The organism is Sediminibacterium roseum (assembly GCF_009939005.1).
Taxonomy (GTDB): domain Bacteria; phylum Bacteroidota; class Bacteroidia; order Chitinophagales; family Chitinophagaceae; genus Sediminibacterium; species Sediminibacterium roseum.
Genome location: NZ_JAACJS010000002.1, coordinates 810143 through 829252, shown reverse-complemented (window position 1 = coordinate 829252; position 19110 = coordinate 810143). Strand labels below are relative to the sequence as shown.

The following is a 19110-nucleotide window of genomic DNA, read 5'->3' as shown; positions in this document are numbered from 1 at the left end:
AAACGATCTTATGAACATCTTTTTGTATGATATAGAAAAAAAGGATCACGTTGATGTTGACCTTGAAGTCGAATATTCAATTCCATGTAGTGATTTATTTGTTGTATTTTATTCACTTGACGAAACTTGCGGCCTTTTAAACGGCAACAATTCACGCCCTTATAATGAATATTTTTTCAAAAAGGTTAGTCATATTGTAAGTGCAAAAATAGATTATGAGGATCATAAGTATTCATTAACCATTGGTCACTATATCGACAATAATTACATTACCCCTTTTCTAATCGATCAGCGAGGGTCGAATGATTTCATAAGATTTGAAACATCTTCGATTCACAACGATCATTTATATAAAGGCTTTAGGCTAATAAATTATAAAGAATATTCAGAATTATCTTCCATGTTAGGATTTGAGAAGTTGACCTTTAAAGATTATCTGACGAAATTAATAAAAGATGAACTCGATAAAAGTAAAACGACACTTTACAATATATTCCCACATGAAAAAGGTGATTTTAATGACTTCTTGACGCATAAAGGGTTCACCGTTTTTTTAGACGAGGAAGAAATTAGAACAAGTTAGAATAGTGATTGTTCGTAAATAGGCTATTCCTGAAACCAAATCATATACAGATGGATAACAATTTTAATGAAGACATGTTTTACGAATACTGGATTGGTAAAGACATTAATCTCAGCAAATATTGGTCCGCATATAAAAATGGTAATGGGTATATGCAAAAATTTGAGAACATGAGATGTTATGTATTTGAAATCACTTTTGAAACACCATCAAGAAACCTTCCACTATTCAATTTGGAACCTATATACAAGACTTTAAAATCGTACTATCACGAACTCAAAAAAGATTTGCTAAGTGAAAATGAATATAATTCGTCAGGCCCCTTATTTATTTATGAGATAAACCGTGGATCAGGAATATTTACCTTTTTGGGAGAACTATGGTACACCTTAGTATTAGGAACAACACTTACGGAAGAAAAGATAAAGGGACAGCGGATAGATAATCTCGATAAGAAGCTTAGAATGCTAAAGGAATATTTCGGCGAGGGTTGTGTGCGAGCCGATTTATTTGAGAAGTTTATCAAAGCTGATACACCTATTGAAACACAAGAAGCATTGCAAAACCTTTTTGATGAAAAAATCAAAGCTGTAAGAATTTCCAGGCAACCGTTTATGGGCGAAATTGAAGAAAATAGAAAAGATATGATTGATTTAAAGAACATACAATCTGATCATAACGATAACAACAAAGGCAACTAACGTTTTTAATAATATTATTGTTAGTTGTTTGAGGTCATTTGAATAAAATCCATACCGTCCTTATAGTATTTCACTGATTTTATTTTTCCATACATTTTATAGTGATCTTTAATACTTTTTTCAAGTTGGCTTTGTTCACTTCGCGGAACAGTATTTACTTTAACCACTACAGTAGTTTCTTTCCGCAGAGCCTCATACGAAGCAATATATGTATAACGACTGGTAGAGACTTTACTTTTTACATCCCCTTCCAAAACGACAAAAACAATAGGGCTGTTTATTTCCATAACGTGCGATTTATTCTAAAAGTAGGAAAGAAAAATAATGCAATAAGGGACATTATCATCATCTTTTGTAACTTTATTCACCTACATACATCCATTTGAAAGCAGTAAATCCCCCCCCAACTGTTTAAAAGCCAGAATTTTAGCAGACATTTTAAAAATTATTTATGGACAAAGTAACCAGTGATTTATCATCACTCTTCGATGAAGCAAAAAACAAAAGTGAATTTGATTTTGTATTGACTCTACTTAATTATAGGGGCATTGGGGCAAAAGAATTATCATCAAATCTTCACGAATGGTTTGAAGCAATTGAATTTTACAAGAACTTATATAATACGCATGCGGGTAAAGAAAAGGTAAGAATTGGCACATTATTATATTCGACATTTTTTGAGAATAGCGACTTCTATAATATAATTGGAAGTCTGTGTAGAATTAAGTTGGGCTTTAAGGGATCATCCTACCTCTTTTGGAAAACAAGAAAATACGAGCGTCTTTTAGGAATTGGAGAAAAGGAGGATTATTTAACTGAACTTTTGGAGGATGCAGGAAAACCTAATTTAATCTCATTTTTTACTGACAATCACTATAAGGAGATTAGAAATAGCTTTTTTCATTCTGCATATTCTTTGGATGAGGATGAATATATTCTTCATGATTCTGAACCCATAATCATAGGTGGTGTTGGTCATTCTTCATTCAATGTAAAAACATTTTTATTCCCAAAAATTGAAAACACGATAATTTTATTTGATGCATTCAAAAAACTCTATTTAGACAGCTTTTCTTCATACAAGAATGATAAAGAGGTAAAAGGACTTTTTCCGAATCCAAGTAACATTACTATAATCGGCTCCGAAGATGGATTAAAAGGTTTTCGGATCAAAAATGCTGTTCAATTTTATGGAAAATCGCATGATTCAGGGATTTGGTATGACGAAAGGTTTAACATGTGGGCTGGACATAATATCACGATGTATTTTCAAAATTTAGAAACTATTGAAGTCAGGGATCAACTTAAAAGATATGAGAGCAAAGACGATATAGTTAAAAGTGATTCTGAGTTTCAAAACCTCATTGACAAAGTAGTAGAGAGAAAAGATCAAACAGAAATAATAAGAGCAACGCAGCTTCTTGTGAAATTTGGCAATGTTCGTTACCAGAAAATGATTGCCGAGGAAAATCCTTATAAGAAACAAAGCTTTCCAAAAATAATACTTCCATATTATCAGCGAGCCGCTGAAATTGGTTCGGAGTTATTTGATACAAAGACATTAAAAGAAAGAATAACAGAACTTGAAAAGTTAAAGTAGAAACCATTTTCGGTAATCTAAATGTTAGTTTCAAAAGCCGATACAAAATGCCCTTATTCCATTAAAATTTTCTTTTGACAGTATGTCTATATACCCCCCGATTATATTATGAAGGTCGAAAGTTGCCTAAAAATTGCGTTTAAAATGGTATTTGACATTATACAGATTGAGTAAAAATAATTCTATATATTTATTATCCTCACCGCTTCAATCATAAACAACCGCCATCATTAAATTAGCATATGAGCCGACTGGAAGTAGACATAAACCCACACATCTTAAAATGGGCACGCGAAGAATCCGGTTTTAATGTATCAGATATTGCGGCTAAGTTAGAAGTATCTACAGACCATTATGAGTTATGGGAAGAAAAAGGAAAAAAAATTCCTTTTGGCAAATTGAAAGCAATATCAACGCAATTTAAAAGACAGTTGGCTGTTTTTTTCCTATCAGACATTCCTAAAAAAAGCAATAAACCCAAAGACTATAGAAATTTATCAAATTCGCAAAGCAAACTTAGCCGAGAGGTGCTAATGGTGATGCGTGATGTAACATACTTTCGTCAAACCGCCTTGGAAATGCAAGGACAGGAATATTGGCAACAAAAAAGCAAACCTTTAGCCGGGATAGACAATATTAAAAACGATAACAATGCGTTAGCAACTTGGTTAAGAGAACATCTGAAAATAAGTGTTGAAGAACAGACTTCTTGGAAGTCAGATAGTGAAGCATATAGAAATTGGCGGCAAGCAATCGAAAATCATTTAGGAATTTTGGTATTTCAATTTGCGATGCCTCTCTCTGAGGTTCAGGGCTTTTGTTTTACAGATTTTCAACCCTATGCAATCGTTGTAAATTCCAAGTACAAATACAACAATAGACTTTTTACACTTTTTCATGAGTTGGGTCATATTTTCAGGCATCATAGTGGGATATGTTTACCAGACAATGTTCGTGAAAAACAAGAGGAAGAATACAGCTGCAATAATTTGGCTGGTAAATTCCTGATTCCAGACGAAACCTTAGTTGCGACAGATCAATTGTCCCAAATTCAAATGCACTCAAATAAACTGCGAGTAAGTCGCGAAGTTTACTTGCGGAGGTTGAGGGAAGAACATAAAATTTCCGATCCAAAGTTTTTTAGCCTTTTAAAAACAATTCGAGCAAGCTATAGACCTGAAACAAAGAAAAAAACGAAGTTTGGAATCAAGCCGGAGGTTTTAAGTCGAGCCAGTCGGGGCGAGACTTTTTTTAATCTTGTTCTTGACGGCGTAAATCAAAACAAGATATCCTATACAAAGGCATCGTCTGTTCTTAATTTAAAGGTTAGTAAAATCCTAAATGCCGTATAATCCACCCAATATATACTGCATTGATTCAAGCGCATTTATTACGATGCACCGTTATTATCCTAAACGTATAATGCCAGATTTATGGAACAATATTGATAATCTATTTAAGGAAGGTAGAATAATTTCTCATGAGTTTGTTTTTGATGAAATAGTGAATGACTCTGATCAGAAAGATGAACTGTCCAAATTTATCCAACCATACAAGGATTTTTTTGGCTCGATCACACAGAGTCAGTTGTCTTTTGTGCAAGAGATCGTTACCTTATTTCCAAAATTAATTGATGTCAATTGTAAAAAAGACCAGGCAGATCCATGGATAATATCTTTGATGTTAGAAATCATTACACGCAATACTCTGTTTGGAAGTAATGACCACTATATTCTTGTTAGTGCAGAAAGTGAAAACAGTGACTTCAAAATCCCTGCAGTATGTAAGCACTATAATATTCGACATCTGAATGTGTTTGAGTTTTTTGAAGATAATGGCTGGTCATTTAATATGACGAGTTCATGAAACATTCTAATATTCACCTGTTTTTTCATTTCTAGACATTCTTCACCTTTAGAACCACTTAGTTCTGGTTTAAAGTACCAACGTTCAAAAGCACCTACAAGTGGATTTTGCTATGCTACAGGTAACGTTTTTAGGTTAACCACATCCAAGAAAGGTGGTCATTAGTTTCGAATAGAAAAAAATCGATTTTATACAAAAGGTTACCTTTTGTGCCCGGGCCTGGATTTTTCGTTTTTATAAAAAACGGCTCAAACAAATAACAGATTATCCAAAAGTTATTTAATGCATGGGGTAAATTCAATAAAGTGTCAATTTGCATTTTAATAACAACTGCCATTACCTGATCTGCGTAAGTAATTATCAAGGACACATTTTTCTTTTAAAATCGCAGATCAGGTGGTGGCAGTTGTTAACTTCATATAACAATTCAATATCTCTTCTTTTATATACGTAGTATATATACTTCTGTTTGACAATCTTACACACCAGATGAAAAGATATTACATAGCTATCGACACATAATGATTAGGCGGCTGTATCATTTTGGCCTTCTACGGGCGATTTTTTTAGCAAGAGTGGATGCCACTTTACGAGTATTTGCCCTTCCTTTACTCGGTAAATTTTCATCTAAAAGCTTTAGTTTAATTAGCTTTTTTACGATCCTACTTATTGTTGTGCGAGTACAGCCAACTTTCCTTGCAATTGTTTCATTAGTTGCAAAACATCCTCTTTCATTGTCATAATACCTAATTACACCCCAAGCCAATCTATCGGCAGGGTTAAGTCTTTTGTCAGTGAGGATCTCAACTGGAAAGTACAATTTCATTGGTTTATCACCTTTTCTTTCCTCGGTCATTTGATTAATTTTTTAATATTATCTAATTCGTAAAACCATGTTCCGTTAACTTTTTTTGCCGGTAGAGTTCCAGACGTTCTTAAACGCTGTAGTGTAGCATCTGAGATATTGAGCATCTCCCTAACATTAGCGGATCGGAGAATTTTCTTTTCAGGCGCAGACTTCTCGAAAACAGACTTCAATTCATGTATTTCTTTACGAAGAATTTCGATGTCAGCTTTGGTAGCAATTTCATTCGGGTTCATAGTCCTACTATTTACCTTCAAGAAGAAAGGACTTTCAATGTTATAAACAATGGCCACTTTTTTAAAAAACAAAACATTCAGTACATTCTTAGTATTAACTGATTGATAATCAGTATAATTGCAATTGCATTATTTTTATGCACATTAATCATTCAAAAAGAAATTTATAGGAGAAAAAAGAAAACATAATCACATATAACTGCGGATACTTATTCTGTCTTCCAAATCGACGAAATTTAAATAGCACAGGAATAAGAGGACGCCACAACAATGCGTGTGGGGCTTCTCTATTTTGTGCATGGGTTCTTCGTCGGACCTGGAAGACAAGTAGTTTAGCTTCCACGCAGATTTTTTTATAGCCAGTTTAGGAAGCGATTGGCAATAAACAAATCACAATGAAATTCATTTTAGTATGCCTCGTTTTCATTTCTACCGCATCATTCGCACAAACCAAGGTTGATCTAAACAAGTATGGCAAAACGCTATTGGATTGTTTTTACTCCGTAAAAACTTACATGGGAGTAACTTTTTCAGAAGATTGCAACAATAGTATCAAACAGAAGGTATTTGATCTATCCCTTATTCTTCAAAAAGGATTAACTGATAACAAGGTTTTGATTATAGGCAAGATCGGAGAAGAGGATAGTAAGGAACTTCAAAATTTTATAACTGGATGCACAAAGATTGCTTCTGAAATTACACCTTCATTCGAGCAACGGGCCTCCAGTTTGGTGTGGATTAAATTATTTGAAACGCCTATAACAAAAATATTTGTAAAGTTGATTAAGATTTGATGCTATTCCAAACGACCTCTTTGGTTTTTAGCGGATTCCAATTTGTCAATAATTGTCCAAGTTGATTAATAGACGCAGCTTCGGCAACAATCGTAAATTCTGATTGATATCCACTAATAATATCTCCGTTGTTAATCGCTTTTATTTTTATAGCACTATGCCCGGAGGCATCATAGCATAATACTTTGATATTTAGATAGTAAGCCCATTTGATATCATCTTTTCCAATTTCAAATATTGGAGTATCATTTATTGTCTGGGGAAAATTTATTAAACTTTGTCCAAATTCATGGAATGAATCATCATAGCCATAAAATTGAAGGAAGGTTGAACAATTGTTGTTTGATATATCTATTCTGAAATAAGTCTCATTATCACTGTGAATATCAATGCTAAGAACCGATATTTTAATTAATCCAGTCATAGTTATTATTCGATTATTAATGGTTCATCAGATTTTATGTTCTTCCAATACTTGTTTGATGCAACGCCAACATAATATCTGCCAGATAAAGCAAAATGAATTACAGCCCACAAAACAAATATTGGTTGAAACGCAATAATTGAAATCTGGGAATCGCCAATAGATTTGCCTATTGTTATTGTATTTATCGCCGGGCTAAATGACAGTAGTCCAAACAAGCCAAGCAATACTGTAAGCCCCAATGACAGAACTCCAATTTTGTGATTTTTCAGAAAGATTAGAGTAGTTGCTACAATCATTACAAATCCTACATAATGCTTCCACATAAATAAAATTCGCCCATCAAAGAATGCATATAATAAATACATAGCAGTTACATAAAGTATGAATAAGGGCAGATAATCAGCTTTCTTTTTCATTGCTTTGGTCATAAATAAATTGTTTTTTGTTAGAAGCCCATTTCAAAAGTTTCATCTTCCGGTTTGTCAGAACGATAATTAGGAAATTGTCTTATTGCAAGCTTAAATATATAAAAGAAAAATCGTTTGATTATTTCTAAACTATCATCACAAAATTGCTCTTCGGTAATAACAATATCATCATTTACAAGCTTTACAGAAGAATATTTTTGAGTCATTAACTTGATAGCTGGTATATATTTTGATACAAAATCCATATTCCCACTTGAGTGAACTAACGAATTCCGTAATAGCAAGCAAACCCTGAAAATCACTTATTTCGGCTTTGGCGAAATTTATACCGCTATTAAATACATTTTTATCATATTGCTTTAGATACTCGACAATCCCATTTCGCGGTTGTATGGTAGGTTGAAGTTGTAGTATTTCTAACCATGTACTTACGTAACATTTAATATAGGCTTCAGCAACCGACGAAACTGTTACAATAAATGAACGGCGAAATGTTTCACCGTAAGACCCTGCGTAATAATATTCAAAAAAATCAGACGAATAAATTTGAAGATCTTTACCAAGTTTATTTTCGGCAGAGGTGACGAACGAGTGAACGTGACGTAAAAAGGAATTTAATTCAACCAGATGGTCTTTAAGTTCCGAATAAACGAAACGAAACTCTGAATTTGCTTCACAGTGGTTTGTGGCGTGCATTCGGTGTTTTATAATTGTAAAATTAAGATACGGCTTTCAGTTGGCTTTCAATTTTCTTCATTTCAGTATGCACTTTTTCATGTATTACCTTACTGTAGATTTGAGTCGTTTTAATATTTGTGTGTCCAAGCATGGAGCTCACAGTTTCAATACTCGCACCTTTGGTGAGCATTAAGGTTGCAAATGTATGTCGGGCGGTATGAGTAGTTAGTTTCTTAGTTATACGGCATATATCAGCGATTTCTTTTAAATAGGCATTGTGCTTTTGATTACTTTTCACAGGTAACAGCTTTTCATTGTATATGCAGTATTCATTCTTTGCATACTTTTTTAAAACATTTGCTGCCTTAGATAGCAAGGGAACATTTGCGGTCACATCGGTCTTGGTTCTTTTAATAGAGATTTGTTTTTGACCATTAATGCCGATTATTATATTTTTCGCACTTAGTTTGGCCACATCGGAAAATGATAAGCCTGTATAACAACAAAAAACAAAAATGTCTTTTACTTCCGTAATTCTGTCGTTGTCGAATTTCTTGATTTCGATTTGGTTTAGTTCAGCTTGCGTAAGAAATGCTTTATCAATCTTTTCGAGTTTTGCTCGATAATGGTCAAGTGGATTATTATTCAACCATTCATTTTTTACGGCAAAATTTATAACTGCTTTCAAGTTCTTAATGTATTTCAAACTGGTATTGTGAGAATTGTTTCGTACAGTTTTTAGATAAAACTCATATTCGGTTGCAAAAGCATAATTAATGTCAGTAAGCAAAAGGTCGCTGCTTTTGTTTTTATAGAGCATAAACTCCTTGACGTGACTTAATGATGTTTTATAACGTTCATAGGTTCCATTTGCATAATCCTTACCAATAAGTTTTTTTACATGTTGCTCATTGAAGTATTCAAGCAGTTCGAGTAAAGTGTATTTTCTCTCTTCTTTGCCAAGATGGAGGTTAATCACAGCATCAGGGGTAACATTCTTCCCATTTGCCTGTAAGTCGGCCCTAACGTTTAAAAGATTGTTACGCACAGTTTCAATCGTGTGGTTAGCAGTATTGGCAAACTCATTCTTACCAAGCACTTTATGAGTACTGGGATTCCATTTATCATTAGCAACCCAGATTTGAGTTGAAAATTCTTTGGATTTACCCTGCACGGTTAATCGGCAGTAGATGGGGTGTTCTTTTGATTTGTTCTTCTTACCTCTATGGATGAAGAACATGATCGAAAACGTGTTTCGGCTGATTATCGACGAATTCATAGACAACGATTAAGGGTTTGACGTTGTCAGAAGATACGAATTAATAGGGTAATAATCAAGCATTTAGGGGCAAATCGTTGTACATTTTTTCAGGTGCAAAAAGACAACGATTAGGGCAGATAAGTTTGGGGCAATATGATGAATTTGAAGGGGTAAAAACGAAAAAAACCACGTAGATCGTGGTTTTGAGCGGATTTGGCGGCAATTGATTTGCAGCGATGCAGAGAGGAAGGGATTCGAACCCTCGATACGGTTTCCCGTATACACACTTTCCAGGCGTGCTCCTTCAACCACTCGGACACCTCTCTGTATTTTTAAGGACTGCAAAAATAGCCTTTCAACGCTAGCTTCCGAATATTTTTTGTGCATTGGCCGTGGTTTGGGCGGCAACCTCTTCCAGGGTCGTGTTTTTTACCTCCGCAAGTTTTTTGGCAATGTACTCAAGATAGGCGCTCTCATTGCGTTTGCCGCGGAACGGGACCGGGCTGAGGTACGGCGCATCCGTTTCCAGTACAAGATGCTCCAGGCCCGTATCTGAAAGCGCTTCGGCCAATCCGCCGTTTTTATAGGTGATCACCCCGCCAATGCCCAGCAGGAACCCCATACCGGTGATCTGCTTCGCGTCCGCCGCATTGCCGCTGAAACAGTGAAATATACCGCGGAGACCCCTGGCGGCGAAAGGCCTTACCAGGTCGATCGTTTCCTGCATGGCATTGCGGGTGTGGATCACGATCGGCAGGTTATAATCCAGCGCCCACTGCATCTGGGTTGTAAACGCTTCGGTCTGCTGGCTCAGAAATGTTGTGTCCCAGTATTTGTCAAGGCCAATCTCGCCGATGGCCGGAAACTTTCTTTTTACGAGCCACTCTTCCACAACCGCCAGCTCCGTTTTGTAATTCTCTTTTACATAACAAGGGTGAAGCCCCATCATCGGGATACAGACACCGGGGTACTTCGCCTCAAGAAAAAACATATCGGCAATGGAGCCGCTGTCTATCGAAGGAAGGTAAAATTTGCGCACGCCATAATCCTGCGCCCGCGCAATCACCTGCTCAATATCATCACGGAATTCTTCACTGTACAGGTGGCAATGTGTGTCGATCAGGTTCATGGATTGTTCTTTTGTTTCTTTATATACGCATCATTAATAATCATACCAAACTACAATCCACCAAACAGGTAGCCTTCATTCGAAAAATGTTCGAGCATCCTGGGTAACGTGTATTGCAGCCTGGGGAACGCTTTTGCACTGTCGTGGAAAACAATAATAGAACCCGGGCGTGTGTGGTACAACACGTAACCAAGACAAGCCTCCCCTGTCAGGTCCACATCAAAATCGCCGCTCAGCACATCCCACATTATTATTTTGACACCTGGCTGTTGTTGCCGTAATTTTTTAACCTGAGCGCGTTTGATCCTGCCGTACGGTGGGCGAAAAAGACCGGATTTCACCAGCGTTGATGCCTGGCGGATGTCATCGAGATAAACCTCATCCTTCACCTTCCATCCATTCAGGTGATTGTGGGTATGGTTGCCCACCGAGTGCCCTTCATCCAGGATCCTTTGATAGAGCGCGGGATGGGCCGACACATTTTTACCGATGCAGAAAAAACTCGCTTTGGCATTGTATTGCTTTAACTGGTCGAGCACAAAAGGCGTTGCCGTTTCATGCGGGCCATCGTCAAAACTGAGGTAGATCGTTTTACCATCACCGTTTCCCCGCCATACAAGCGAGGGATACAACGCACGCAGCCACCACGGAGTTTTTACCAGATACATTTTGCAAAGGTACAGGCTGGATGCCACAAGGAACAAGGTTTCGGGGCCAGGATCCTGGAAACATCTATATCAACGCAGGCGCTGTGGTAAAGCCGGAAACTTGTCCCTTGTACCCCGATCAGCTATCTTTGCGCCATGAGTAAAGTAAGAGTACGTTTTGCGCCTTCGCCCACGGGTGGACTGCACCTGGGTGGTGTGCGGACGGTTTTGTTCAATTACCTGTTTGCAAAACAGCAGGGCGGAGATTTTATCGTACGCATCGAAGACACCGACCAGGGCCGTTTTGTGGAAGGCGCCGAGGCTTATATCTTCAATACATTGAAATGGTGCGGGCTTGAGCCCGACGAAAGTCCGTTGCACGGCGGCCCTTACGCACCTTACCGGCAAAGTGAAAGAAAAGAAAACTACAGGCAATACGCTGAGCAACTCGTGCAAAACGGTTTTGCCTATTACGCTTTCGACACAACAGCGGAGCTGGAAGAAATGCGCAACCAGTTTAAAACGCCAGAAAATCCATCACCGCAATACAATCATTCACTGCGTGGGAAAATGAAGAATTCCTTAACGCTCACGGCACAGGAAACAGAAACCCTGCTGGCCAACGGAACACCGCATGTGATCCGCATCAAAATGCCGTTGAACGAAACGGTAAGCTTTACGGATATGATCCGTGGCGAGGTTTCATTCAATACATCGCAGGTAGACGATAAGGTTTTGCTGAAAGCAGACGGAATGCCTACGTACCACCTCGCGGTTGTAGTAGACGACTACCTCATGAAGATCACCCACGCGTTTCGTGGCGAGGAATGGCTGCCTTCTGCACCTGTTCATATTTTGTTGTGGGATTACCTCGGGTGGAAAAATGAGATGCCGCAATGGGCGCATCTTCCACTCATCCTGAAACCCGACGGGAACGGGAAACTGAGCAAACGCGACGGCGACCGTTTGGGGTTCCCGGTGTTTGCGATGGACTGGACAGATCCAAAAACGAACGAAACCACCATCGGCTTCAAAGAGCGCGGATTTTTACCGGAAGCCTTTGTAAACCTTTTGGCGATGCTGGGCTGGAACGATGGAACGGATACAGAGATCTTCACCATCAGCGAGCTCATCGAAAAATTCTCGATGGAACGCGTACACAAAGGCGGCGCCAAATTCGATTACGAAAAAGCAAAATGGTTCAACCACGAATGGATGAAAAAAGCAGGCGCCAGTAACCTCGTGCCCGCTGTAAAACAGGTATTCGCCCAGAACGGAATAGAGATCAACGACGATGCCTTGCTTACAAAAGTGATCACGCTCGTAAGCGACCGCTGCACCCTGCTGCCCGATTTTGTGCAGCAAGGCTCTTTCTTTTTCGTGCCGCCGTCAACCATCGATACAGATGCAGTCAAACCAAAATGGGACGAAAAGAAAAACCTCTTCTTCGCAGAACTCATCCGTGCCTGGGAGCTCAGCACCTTGTGGGAGGTGCATGATCTCGAAAAAGAATTCAAAGAGCTTGCCGCGGCCAACCAGCTCAAACCGGGCGACCTTATGCTTCCCTTCCGCATCATGCTCGTGGGCGGTAAATTCGGGCCCGGCGTGTTCGATATCGCCGCTCTGATCGGCAAGTCAGAAACCATCAAAAGAATACAACATACTTTGAGCTTATTGTAACATAAACATCCAACAAACGTTCAGGAAGGATCGCAACAGCGATCCTTTTTTTATATCTTGTTATCAAAACCAGGCTAATGCAAGCATCATCCCGTTCCGCGTACATCATCGCGTTCTTCGCGTTGGTAAAATTGCTGATCCCATTTCTATTCATCCATCCCGATTTTGAATTGCACCGCGATGAGTATCTCTATCTTGCAGATGCAGACCATCCTGCCTGGGGTTATGTTGAAATGCCTCCCTTGCTTGCCTTTCTCGGCTACATCAGCAAACTCCTGGGTGGAACCCTTTCAACCGTGCGCCTATGGGGTGGTTTATCGGGCGCCCTGACCGTACTCGTTGTGGGCCGTATCGTTTTGCAATTGAGGGGAAACAGTACTGCGGTCTTCTTTGCCTGCCTCGGCTTTTTGTGTGCCGGTTTCCTGCGCATGAACATCCTGTTCCAGCCCAATTTCCTGGATGTGTTTTTCTGGACCTTGAGCAGTTATTACATCATTTGCTGGATAGACACCGATCAAAAAAAATACCTTTATTTCCTTGGCATCTGCTTCGGGTTGGGCATCCTTGGAAAGTATTCTACCGCATTTTACATCATCGGTTTCCTTACCGCCGTACTGCTCACCCGAAAAAGAAAATGGCTGGGCAACAAACACTTTTATTTCGCAATGATCGTGGGGTTGCTCATCTGTCTTCCGAACCTTGTTTGGCAATACACCCACCATTTTCCTGTGATGCATCATATGGAACTGCTCAACAGGCAACAACTGCGTTTCAACAGCCGCATGGCGTTTATTGTTGACCAGCTGCTGATCTGTTTCCCATCTTTTTTTATATGGGTTGGCGGATTGTTTTTCATCCTGTTTAACCGCGATGGAAAAAAATATACGGGCATCGCAATCATTTATGCGGTAATCATCGGGTTGCTTTTGTTTTTTAACGGGAAGGGATATTACGCTGCGGCCATCTACCCTACGATCATGGCATTCGGCGGCGTATGGATCTCGCGGGTTGTTGAACGGAGAAAAATGCGCTGGCTGAAATGGGCCGCGCCGGTTTACATGCTCATCATGACAGCGTTCCTGCTGCCTGTGCTCCTTCCCTTCATGTCTGCGGAAAAACTCGTAAGCTTTTACAAAAACACGCGTTTCAACAAACACGCACCGCTTAAATGGGAAGACAAAAAGCAACACCCGCTGCCACAGGATTTTGCAGACATGCGTGGCTGGAAAGAAATGGCTGAAAAAACAGCGCGTGTTTACCACAGCCTGCCCGACTCTGTAAAAGAAAAAACAATGGTGTACGGTGAAAATTACGGAGAAGCGGGCGCGCTCAGTTTCTACCGCAAACAATTCAACCTCCCCGAGATATACAGCGACAATGCGAGCTTTATTTTCTGGTTGCCGGATCAATTCAACAAAAAATATTTTCTTTTTGTGACCGACGAAATGCCTGAGGCCGACGACCTCTTTTTTACGCATTGGGGCAAATGCGAGATCAAAGATTCCGTTACCACGAAATATGCACGGGAATTTGGAACCAGGATCATCCTTTACAGCAACCCGGGAGATTCAGCGAAAATTCTTGCGGAGCAGCATACCCTGAGGGATAAGAAACAATTCAATCTCAGGTAACTTCTTTTGCAGGTATGGTGCCTGGTTATACTTGTGAATCGTTAAAGCCGGGAAGTTGAGCCGATGCTACGAACAGGATTATCGCAGGTGTTTGGCCATAACAATTCTGCATACGCAACCGCCCATTGCCCGCTCCCGATTTACGATTCCCGATTATTCGTACTTTCGCCCTATGAAAAGACCTGTCCGCGTACTAGTTGCCAAAGTGGGCCTTGATGGCCACGACCGTGGTGCGAAAGTCATCGCCACTGCCCTGCGCGATTCAGGAATGGAAGTGATCTACACCGGCCTCAGGCAAACCCCCGAAATGGTTGTGAATGCCGCATTACAGGAAGATGTTGACGCCATCGGCATCAGTATCCTCAGCGGCGCACACATGACCGTGTTCCCGAAAGTAATGGCCCTGTTGAAAGAAAAAGGCATGAACGATGTACTCGTAACCGGCGGCGGCATCATTCCCGAAGACGATATGAAACAACTCAACGAAATGGGTGTTGGGAAACTCTTTGCACCGGGCGCAGCAACGGCAGACATCGCAAAATACATTGAAGACTGGGTTGCTGCTAACCGAACGTTTTAAGATTAAACATACCTGGAACTCCTTCTTCCTGCGTTCAAATTCTTTCGATCCCGTTTTATCCTACCGGTCGAACCATTTTTTAAAGGACGGCGCCTTCTCCCGGCTGATGTCGAATTCCATCTTCAGCGGCGACTTCAGGAACACGGATAATTTCTGGTTCTCATGCGGCTTTACGCTTTGTATCGCATTGATGTGAATGATGCTCTGCCGGTTGGCACGGTAAAAGACCTTCGGATCGAGAAGCTCCTCAATGTCTTCAAGCGTAGTATAATCGAGAATGTATTTTTCACCGTTGAATGTGTAGAGATAATTCAGGTTGTCGCGTACAAAACAAGCGATGTCTTTGGTATCAACCGGGATCCAGTTGTTTCGCTGGTTAACAATGAATTTTTCCTTGAAAAGATTTTGCCTGGGCACTGCGAGGCTGGCCATGAGTTGTTGCATGTCTGCCGGAAAAGAGGTTTTGTTGCTCAAAAGGCTGCGGCATTTGTCGATCGCCTTTTGAAGTTCCCCCTCATCAACCGGCTTCAGTAAATAATCAACACCATTTACCTTAAAAGCGCGGATGGCATAATCATCGTAGGCGGTTGTGAACACAACGGGGCAATCCAGTTTAAAGTTCTCAAAGAGCTCAAAACTTACACCATCGCTCAGTTGTATGTCCATGAACAAGAGGTCGGGTTCTGCATTTTGCATGAACCATTTCCGCGCTGTTTTCAGGCTCGGTAATGTTTCAATCACTTCCACATCAGCGGCCACAGCCGCGATCTTGTTTACGAGTTCTTTGGCGATGAGCGGTTCATCTTCAATTATCACAGCTTTGATCATATCAGAGGAATTTTAACAGTGAAATGGGTTTCCGTTTCTTCCACGAGCATTGGTTCATCACTGAGGTATTTGTATAACGATACGAGGTTATCCAATCCCTGTTTATTGCTCGTTTCAACAAATCTTTTCTTCTGCAGGTTGTTGCGTACAAGCAGGTATCCATCGTTTACAAAAATATCGATCACCAGGGGTGTTTCTGTATCGATGATGTTGTGCTTGATCGCGTTTTCCACCAGGTTCTGCAAGGTAACCGGAACAATTTTCCGGTGATGGTATTCTTCATCCACATCGAGGTTTACCTGCAACCCTTCTTCAAACCTTGTTTTCTGCAGCGTGATGAAGGTTTGTATGAAACGGATCTCTTCCTTTAACGATACCAGTTCACTGTCTTTGCTCTGCAAAATATACCTGTATATTTTACTCATCCCATCCAGGAAATCCGCCGCCATTTTCTGGTTGATGCGTATCAGGCTCCCGAGCGATGTGAGTGAATTGAACAGGAAGTGCGGGTTCAGGTGTTGTTTCAGGTTCTCATACTGAACCTGTGTTTTCTCTTTCTCGAGCACATGCGTTTTTGCCTGCAGGCGCAGTATCTCCCTTTCTTTTTCCAGCCTGAACCGGTAAAAAACATACAACACCCCCGCAAATACAAACGCCAGCAAGGTAATGAACCACCAACGCTGGTACACCGGCGCATTCACGTGCAAGGGAACACTTGTTACCAGGCTGTTTGCATCGCCGTAGGTGTTCATTGCTTTCACCTTGAAAACATAGGTGCCACCCGGTATGTTTGTGTAGCTGGCATAACGCCTGCTCCCCGCGTTCACCCAATCCTTGTCAAAGCCCTCCAGCATGTAAGCGTACTGGTGTTCGTCGGATTGTTTGTAGTCGAGTACGGCAAATTCAAAAGTGAAAAGGTTTTCGGTTGATTTGAGTTTGATCTTACCATCCGCTGCCAACCCTTCTTCGTAATAATATTCCTTGTCTTTCACGCGGAACGATGTGACCGCCACAACAGAATCCTGCTGCTGTACCTGCAGCGATGCGGGATCGAACGAATAATAACCGCCATAGGTAAGCACCTGCAGCTGTTTATTGGCAACAGACAAAAAGATCCTGTTGGTGATGCTTTTGATCACATCGTTCTGGAGCAATACACTGCTCACGCGATGTGTTGCTGTATTGACCATGCTCAAGGCAGACGCAGTGGCGCACCAGATATTACCGGATGGGTCTTCCTGGATAGAATACGCCACATCGCCACGCAATCCGTCCTGCGAAGTGTAGGTTCTTTTAACATAAGGCTTTTCTTTCGCCGCATCCAGCAAAACCAACCCGTCGTTCGCACCCGCCCATATATTTCCAAAGCGATCAGCTGCGAGCGCGCTGATGTTATCCGATCCGGAAGGCTGCTCTTTGCCTGATATTGAAAAATTCACGAACCTGCCAGCTGTGTGTTCAAAATATGCGAAGCATCCATTTGTTCCCGCAACCCAAACCCGGCCGCGCCTGTCTACAGCGATGGAATGTATGCCATCCGACGCCAGTGAATTTTTATCTGCAGGATCGTGGTAAAAATGTTTGTACGATTTTGTTGCCGGGGAATACATGAAAACGCCGTTCTGAAGGGAAGTGATCCAGATGTTGCCGTTTTTATCTTCGGCAATGTTCCTGTACCAGCTCGATGCTTTTTGAAGCGGGTAACCATCGGGCTGACCGATCATCACCAGTTTTTCATGCTTCACATCAAACTGGTAGATGTAATCGCGGGAAACGACCCAAATGTTACCCTGGCTGTCTTTGAGCAGTTTGTAAACAGATAAAAACGTTTCTTCACCCGGAAGCGTTTTAACTGCGTAATGTTTGGTTTTACCTGTTTTACGGTTAACCACCTGGAGCCCGTCTGCCAACGCGGTGGCGATGTAAAGATGGTCCTCATCTTCGATCATATCACGCAGGTAATAAAACTGTTTGTTGTCTGATCTTGTAACCGGTGTTTCTGTATAGTTGAATTGCCTTGCCCTTGGCTGTATGCGCGTAAGACCCCATTCGTGTATGAGCCAGAGATTATCGTTCCTGCCGGTTTCAAAAGCGTAACACAGTTTTGCGGGGATGTCTGTCCTGGTGGCCGAGTAATAACTGAACCGTTCCTTCTGTTTGTCGAAAACACCAACGCCCATGTCGGTGCTCGTTACCCATAGTTCGTTTGCCGAACGCACTTTAACACCCGAGATGATATTGGTGGTATACTTTTTTGTTTCGGCCAGGTTGTGTTTGAAGTTCTTCCATTCGTGTGTAACGGTATTGTAGCGAGTTAAGCCACCCGCCCAGGAGCCCATCCACAACAGGTCGCCGTCTTTTGTGATGCAGGTAAGATCATCATCCCTGAACTCGCCGGCATGATATATTCTTTTCCTTTCGGGTGTGAAGGTTTTGGTTCTTTTATCAAACCGGTACAAACCATTGTGCGTTGCCAGCCAGAAAGAATTTGGTGTTGCTTCGATGCCCGTATAAATGGTATTGAGTTCTTTGCGCCTGTCTTTCGGGATGTCTGTGTCTTTTTCCGTGATCAGATCGTACTGTTCACAAACACCGCTTCGCACATCGAGGTGCCACAATCCTTTTTTGGCGATGGAGAACCACACGTCGTTTTTTCCATCTACCACCAGCATCTGCACGTTTCCTGAAACGGCTTGTCCCTGGTAAAGCACCGGGTAATTCCTGAAGCGGCCGGAAGCAGGGTCAAAGCTGCTGATGAGTCCTTTGGAAAGGCCCATCCATATTTTACGGTCGGCGCTTACTGCAAGTTGTGTGATGTTGTTATCGGCCAGGCTGTTGGTATCGTTCGGTAGTTTACGGTAATTACGGAACGAGTAGCCGTCGTAACGGTACAACCCATCGGAGGTTCCGATCCACAGGAAACCTTTCTCGTCTTTTACGAGTGATGAAACAACACGGCTGTAGAAACCCGTGGCGCCATCAAAATTGGTGATCTTCAGATCCTGTGGAAGTTGTGCCGTTGCAGCAGCAACAACCGTCAAATAACAAACCGCCGCCAATAGTAAATGGCTGCTGAAACAGCGTTTTGGTATGCATTGTATGTTGCTCATCAGAATTCACCAGCAAAATACGCAATTCACAATGCCCATGAAAAAACCCTGGATGAAGTGGGGTTG

The 19110-nt window shown here is 41.0% G+C and carries 20 protein-coding genes and 1 tRNA gene; 9 read left to right on the top strand and 12 right to left on the bottom strand.

The genetic code is table 11. The annotated features are described in order from the left end of the window. Nucleotides 1–10: 10 nt before the first annotated feature. The gene (locus tag GWC95_RS03655) at nucleotides 11–583 is read left to right on the top strand and encodes a hypothetical protein (RefSeq protein ID WP_161817303.1); all 573 of its coding nucleotides are present in this window, start codon (nucleotides 11–13) and stop codon (nucleotides 581–583) included. A gap of 50 nt (nucleotides 584–633) precedes the next feature. Then, nucleotides 634–1284 (top strand): hypothetical protein, encoded by a 651-nt coding sequence (locus GWC95_RS03650; RefSeq protein ID WP_161817302.1) that lies wholly within the window; start codon nucleotides 634–636, stop codon nucleotides 1282–1284. A gap of 20 nt (nucleotides 1285–1304) precedes the next feature. Here GWC95_RS03650 and GWC95_RS03645 read toward each other — a convergent pair whose 3' ends face one another. Then, on the bottom strand, nucleotides 1305–1571 hold the full coding sequence (locus GWC95_RS03645; protein ID WP_161817301.1) for a hypothetical protein: 267 nt from the start codon (nucleotides 1569–1571) through the stop codon (nucleotides 1305–1307). Nucleotides 1572–1735: 164 nt separating this feature from the next. Between GWC95_RS03645 and GWC95_RS03640 the strand changes: the two genes are divergently transcribed. From GWC95_RS03640 to GWC95_RS03630, 3 genes are all read left to right on the top strand, one after another. Beyond that, entirely contained in the window at nucleotides 1736–2884 is a 1149-nt protein-coding gene (locus tag GWC95_RS03640; RefSeq protein ID WP_161817300.1) for a hypothetical protein, read from the top strand. Nucleotides 2885–3126: 242 nt separating this feature from the next. Further along, nucleotides 3127–4236: an ImmA/IrrE family metallo-endopeptidase gene (locus GWC95_RS03635; protein WP_161817299.1), complete on the top strand. Its 1110-nt coding sequence runs from the start codon at nucleotides 3127–3129 to the stop codon at nucleotides 4234–4236. After that, nucleotides 4226–4750, top strand: coding sequence for a DUF4411 family protein (locus GWC95_RS03630; RefSeq protein WP_161817298.1), 525 nt, complete (start codon nucleotides 4226–4228; stop codon nucleotides 4748–4750). Before GWC95_RS03635 ends, GWC95_RS03630 begins: the two co-directional genes overlap by 11 nt. Before the next feature lie 538 nt (nucleotides 4751–5288). Here the strand turns inward: GWC95_RS03630 and GWC95_RS03625 are convergent. Continuing rightward, entirely contained in the window at nucleotides 5289–5606 is a 318-nt protein-coding gene (locus GWC95_RS03625; RefSeq protein ID WP_161817297.1) for a helix-turn-helix domain-containing protein, read from the bottom strand. Beyond that, on the bottom strand, nucleotides 5603–5851 hold the full coding sequence (locus GWC95_RS03620) for a helix-turn-helix domain-containing protein (RefSeq protein ID WP_161817296.1): 249 nt from the start codon (nucleotides 5849–5851) through the stop codon (nucleotides 5603–5605). Before GWC95_RS03620 ends, GWC95_RS03625 begins: the two co-directional genes overlap by 4 nt. A gap of 395 nt (nucleotides 5852–6246) precedes the next feature. Between GWC95_RS03620 and GWC95_RS03615 the strand changes: the two genes are divergently transcribed. After that, nucleotides 6247–6645: a hypothetical protein gene (locus GWC95_RS03615; protein ID WP_161817295.1), complete on the top strand. Its 399-nt coding sequence runs from the start codon at nucleotides 6247–6249 to the stop codon at nucleotides 6643–6645. Here GWC95_RS03615 and GWC95_RS03610 read toward each other — a convergent pair. The 7 genes from GWC95_RS03610 to GWC95_RS03580 form a co-directional block, all read right to left on the bottom strand. After that, nucleotides 6635–7069: a hypothetical protein gene (locus tag GWC95_RS03610; RefSeq protein ID WP_161817294.1), complete on the bottom strand. Its 435-nt coding sequence runs from the start codon at nucleotides 7067–7069 to the stop codon at nucleotides 6635–6637. The genes GWC95_RS03615 and GWC95_RS03610 overlap by 11 nt on opposite strands. A 5-nt stretch (nucleotides 7070–7074) precedes the next feature. Further along, on the bottom strand, nucleotides 7075–7500 hold the full coding sequence (locus GWC95_RS03605) for a hypothetical protein (protein WP_161817293.1): 426 nt from the start codon (nucleotides 7498–7500) through the stop codon (nucleotides 7075–7077). 17 nt (nucleotides 7501–7517) lie between these two features. Further along, a complete protein-coding gene (locus tag GWC95_RS03600; RefSeq protein WP_161817292.1) occupies nucleotides 7518–7745 on the bottom strand; it encodes a hypothetical protein in 228 nt (75 codons plus the stop codon). Nucleotides 7746–8218: 473 nt separating this feature from the next. After that, nucleotides 8219–9418 (bottom strand): site-specific integrase, encoded by a 1200-nt coding sequence (locus GWC95_RS03595; RefSeq protein WP_161817291.1) that lies wholly within the window; start codon nucleotides 9416–9418, stop codon nucleotides 8219–8221. A 260-nt stretch (nucleotides 9419–9678) separates the two neighbouring features. Beyond that, nucleotides 9679–9765, bottom strand: a tRNA-Ser gene (locus GWC95_RS03590). Between the two features lie 35 nt (nucleotides 9766–9800). Beyond that, nucleotides 9801–10568: a TatD family hydrolase gene (locus GWC95_RS03585; RefSeq protein ID WP_161817290.1), complete on the bottom strand. Its 768-nt coding sequence runs from the start codon at nucleotides 10566–10568 to the stop codon at nucleotides 9801–9803. Between the two features lie 50 nt (nucleotides 10569–10618). Further along, nucleotides 10619–11236 carry a polysaccharide deacetylase family protein gene (locus tag GWC95_RS03580; RefSeq protein ID WP_161817289.1) on the bottom strand — a complete coding sequence of 206 codons (618 nt, stop codon included), beginning with the start codon at nucleotides 11234–11236 and terminating at the stop codon, nucleotides 10619–10621. 135 nt (nucleotides 11237–11371) lie between these two features. Between GWC95_RS03580 and gltX the strand changes: the two genes are divergently transcribed. The 3 genes from gltX to GWC95_RS03565 all read left to right on the top strand — a co-directional run bounded on the left by gltX (nucleotide 11372) and on the right by GWC95_RS03565 (nucleotide 15106). Continuing rightward, complete coding sequence (gene gltX, locus GWC95_RS03575) at nucleotides 11372–12895, top strand: glutamate--tRNA ligase (RefSeq protein ID WP_161817288.1); 1524 nt, start codon at nucleotides 11372–11374, stop codon at nucleotides 12893–12895. Between the two features lie 77 nt (nucleotides 12896–12972). Beyond that, nucleotides 12973–14526, top strand: a complete 1554-nt coding sequence (locus tag GWC95_RS03570; protein ID WP_161817287.1) for an ArnT family glycosyltransferase — start codon at nucleotides 12973–12975, stop codon at nucleotides 14524–14526. Between the two features lie 172 nt (nucleotides 14527–14698). Then, a complete protein-coding gene (locus GWC95_RS03565; protein ID WP_161817286.1) occupies nucleotides 14699–15106 on the top strand; it encodes a cobalamin B12-binding domain-containing protein in 408 nt (135 codons plus the stop codon). 60 nt (nucleotides 15107–15166) lie between these two features. Here the strand turns inward: GWC95_RS03565 and GWC95_RS03560 are convergent, their stop codons facing one another. Then, nucleotides 15167–15934, bottom strand: a complete 768-nt coding sequence (locus GWC95_RS03560) for a LytR/AlgR family response regulator transcription factor (RefSeq protein WP_202630197.1) — start codon at nucleotides 15932–15934, stop codon at nucleotides 15167–15169. Continuing rightward, nucleotides 15931–19044 (bottom strand): ligand-binding sensor domain-containing protein, encoded by a 3114-nt coding sequence (locus GWC95_RS03555; RefSeq protein ID WP_161817285.1) that lies wholly within the window; start codon nucleotides 19042–19044, stop codon nucleotides 15931–15933. The genes GWC95_RS03560 and GWC95_RS03555 overlap by 4 nt, the downstream gene beginning before the upstream one ends. Nucleotides 19045–19110 lie beyond the last annotated feature (66 nt).

Coding starts and splice junctions, on each gene's coding strand:
- GWC95_RS03585 (WP_161817290.1), bottom strand. CDS start 10,568: ATGAACCTGATCGACACACATTGCCACCTGTACAGTGAAGAATTCCGT.
- GWC95_RS03640 (WP_161817300.1), top strand. CDS start 1,736: ATGGACAAAGTAACCAGTGATTTATCATCACTCTTCGATGAAGCAAAA.
- GWC95_RS03595 (WP_161817291.1), bottom strand. CDS start 9,418: ATGTTCTTCATCCATAGAGGTAAGAAGAACAAATCAAAAGAACACCCC.
- GWC95_RS03620 (WP_161817296.1), bottom strand. CDS start 5,851: ATGAACCCGAATGAAATTGCTACCAAAGCTGACATCGAAATTCTTCGT.
- GWC95_RS03605 (WP_161817293.1), bottom strand. CDS start 7,500: ATGACCAAAGCAATGAAAAAGAAAGCTGATTATCTGCCCTTATTCATA.
- GWC95_RS03555 (WP_161817285.1), bottom strand. CDS start 19,044: ATGAGCAACATACAATGCATACCAAAACGCTGTTTCAGCAGCCATTTA.
- GWC95_RS03565 (WP_161817286.1), top strand. CDS start 14,699: ATGAAAAGACCTGTCCGCGTACTAGTTGCCAAAGTGGGCCTTGATGGC.
- GWC95_RS03630 (WP_161817298.1), top strand. CDS start 4,226: ATGCCGTATAATCCACCCAATATATACTGCATTGATTCAAGCGCATTT.
- GWC95_RS03560 (WP_202630197.1), bottom strand. CDS start 15,934: ATGATCAAAGCTGTGATAATTGAAGATGAACCGCTCATCGCCAAAGAA.
- GWC95_RS03625 (WP_161817297.1), bottom strand. CDS start 5,606: ATGACCGAGGAAAGAAAAGGTGATAAACCAATGAAATTGTACTTTCCA.
- GWC95_RS03610 (WP_161817294.1), bottom strand. CDS start 7,069: ATGACTGGATTAATTAAAATATCGGTTCTTAGCATTGATATTCACAGT.
- gltX (WP_161817288.1), top strand. CDS start 11,372: ATGAGTAAAGTAAGAGTACGTTTTGCGCCTTCGCCCACGGGTGGACTG.
- GWC95_RS03645 (WP_161817301.1), bottom strand. CDS start 1,571: ATGGAAATAAACAGCCCTATTGTTTTTGTCGTTTTGGAAGGGGATGTA.
- GWC95_RS03615 (WP_161817295.1), top strand. CDS start 6,247: ATGAAATTCATTTTAGTATGCCTCGTTTTCATTTCTACCGCATCATTC.
- GWC95_RS03580 (WP_161817289.1), bottom strand. CDS start 11,236: ATGTATCTGGTAAAAACTCCGTGGTGGCTGCGTGCGTTGTATCCCTCG.
- GWC95_RS03655 (WP_161817303.1), top strand. CDS start 11: ATGAACATCTTTTTGTATGATATAGAAAAAAAGGATCACGTTGATGTT.
- GWC95_RS03600 (WP_161817292.1), bottom strand. CDS start 7,745: ATGGATTTTGTATCAAAATATATACCAGCTATCAAGTTAATGACTCAA.
- GWC95_RS03635 (WP_161817299.1), top strand. CDS start 3,127: ATGAGCCGACTGGAAGTAGACATAAACCCACACATCTTAAAATGGGCA.
- GWC95_RS03570 (WP_161817287.1), top strand. CDS start 12,973: ATGCAAGCATCATCCCGTTCCGCGTACATCATCGCGTTCTTCGCGTTG.
- GWC95_RS03650 (WP_161817302.1), top strand. CDS start 634: ATGGATAACAATTTTAATGAAGACATGTTTTACGAATACTGGATTGGT.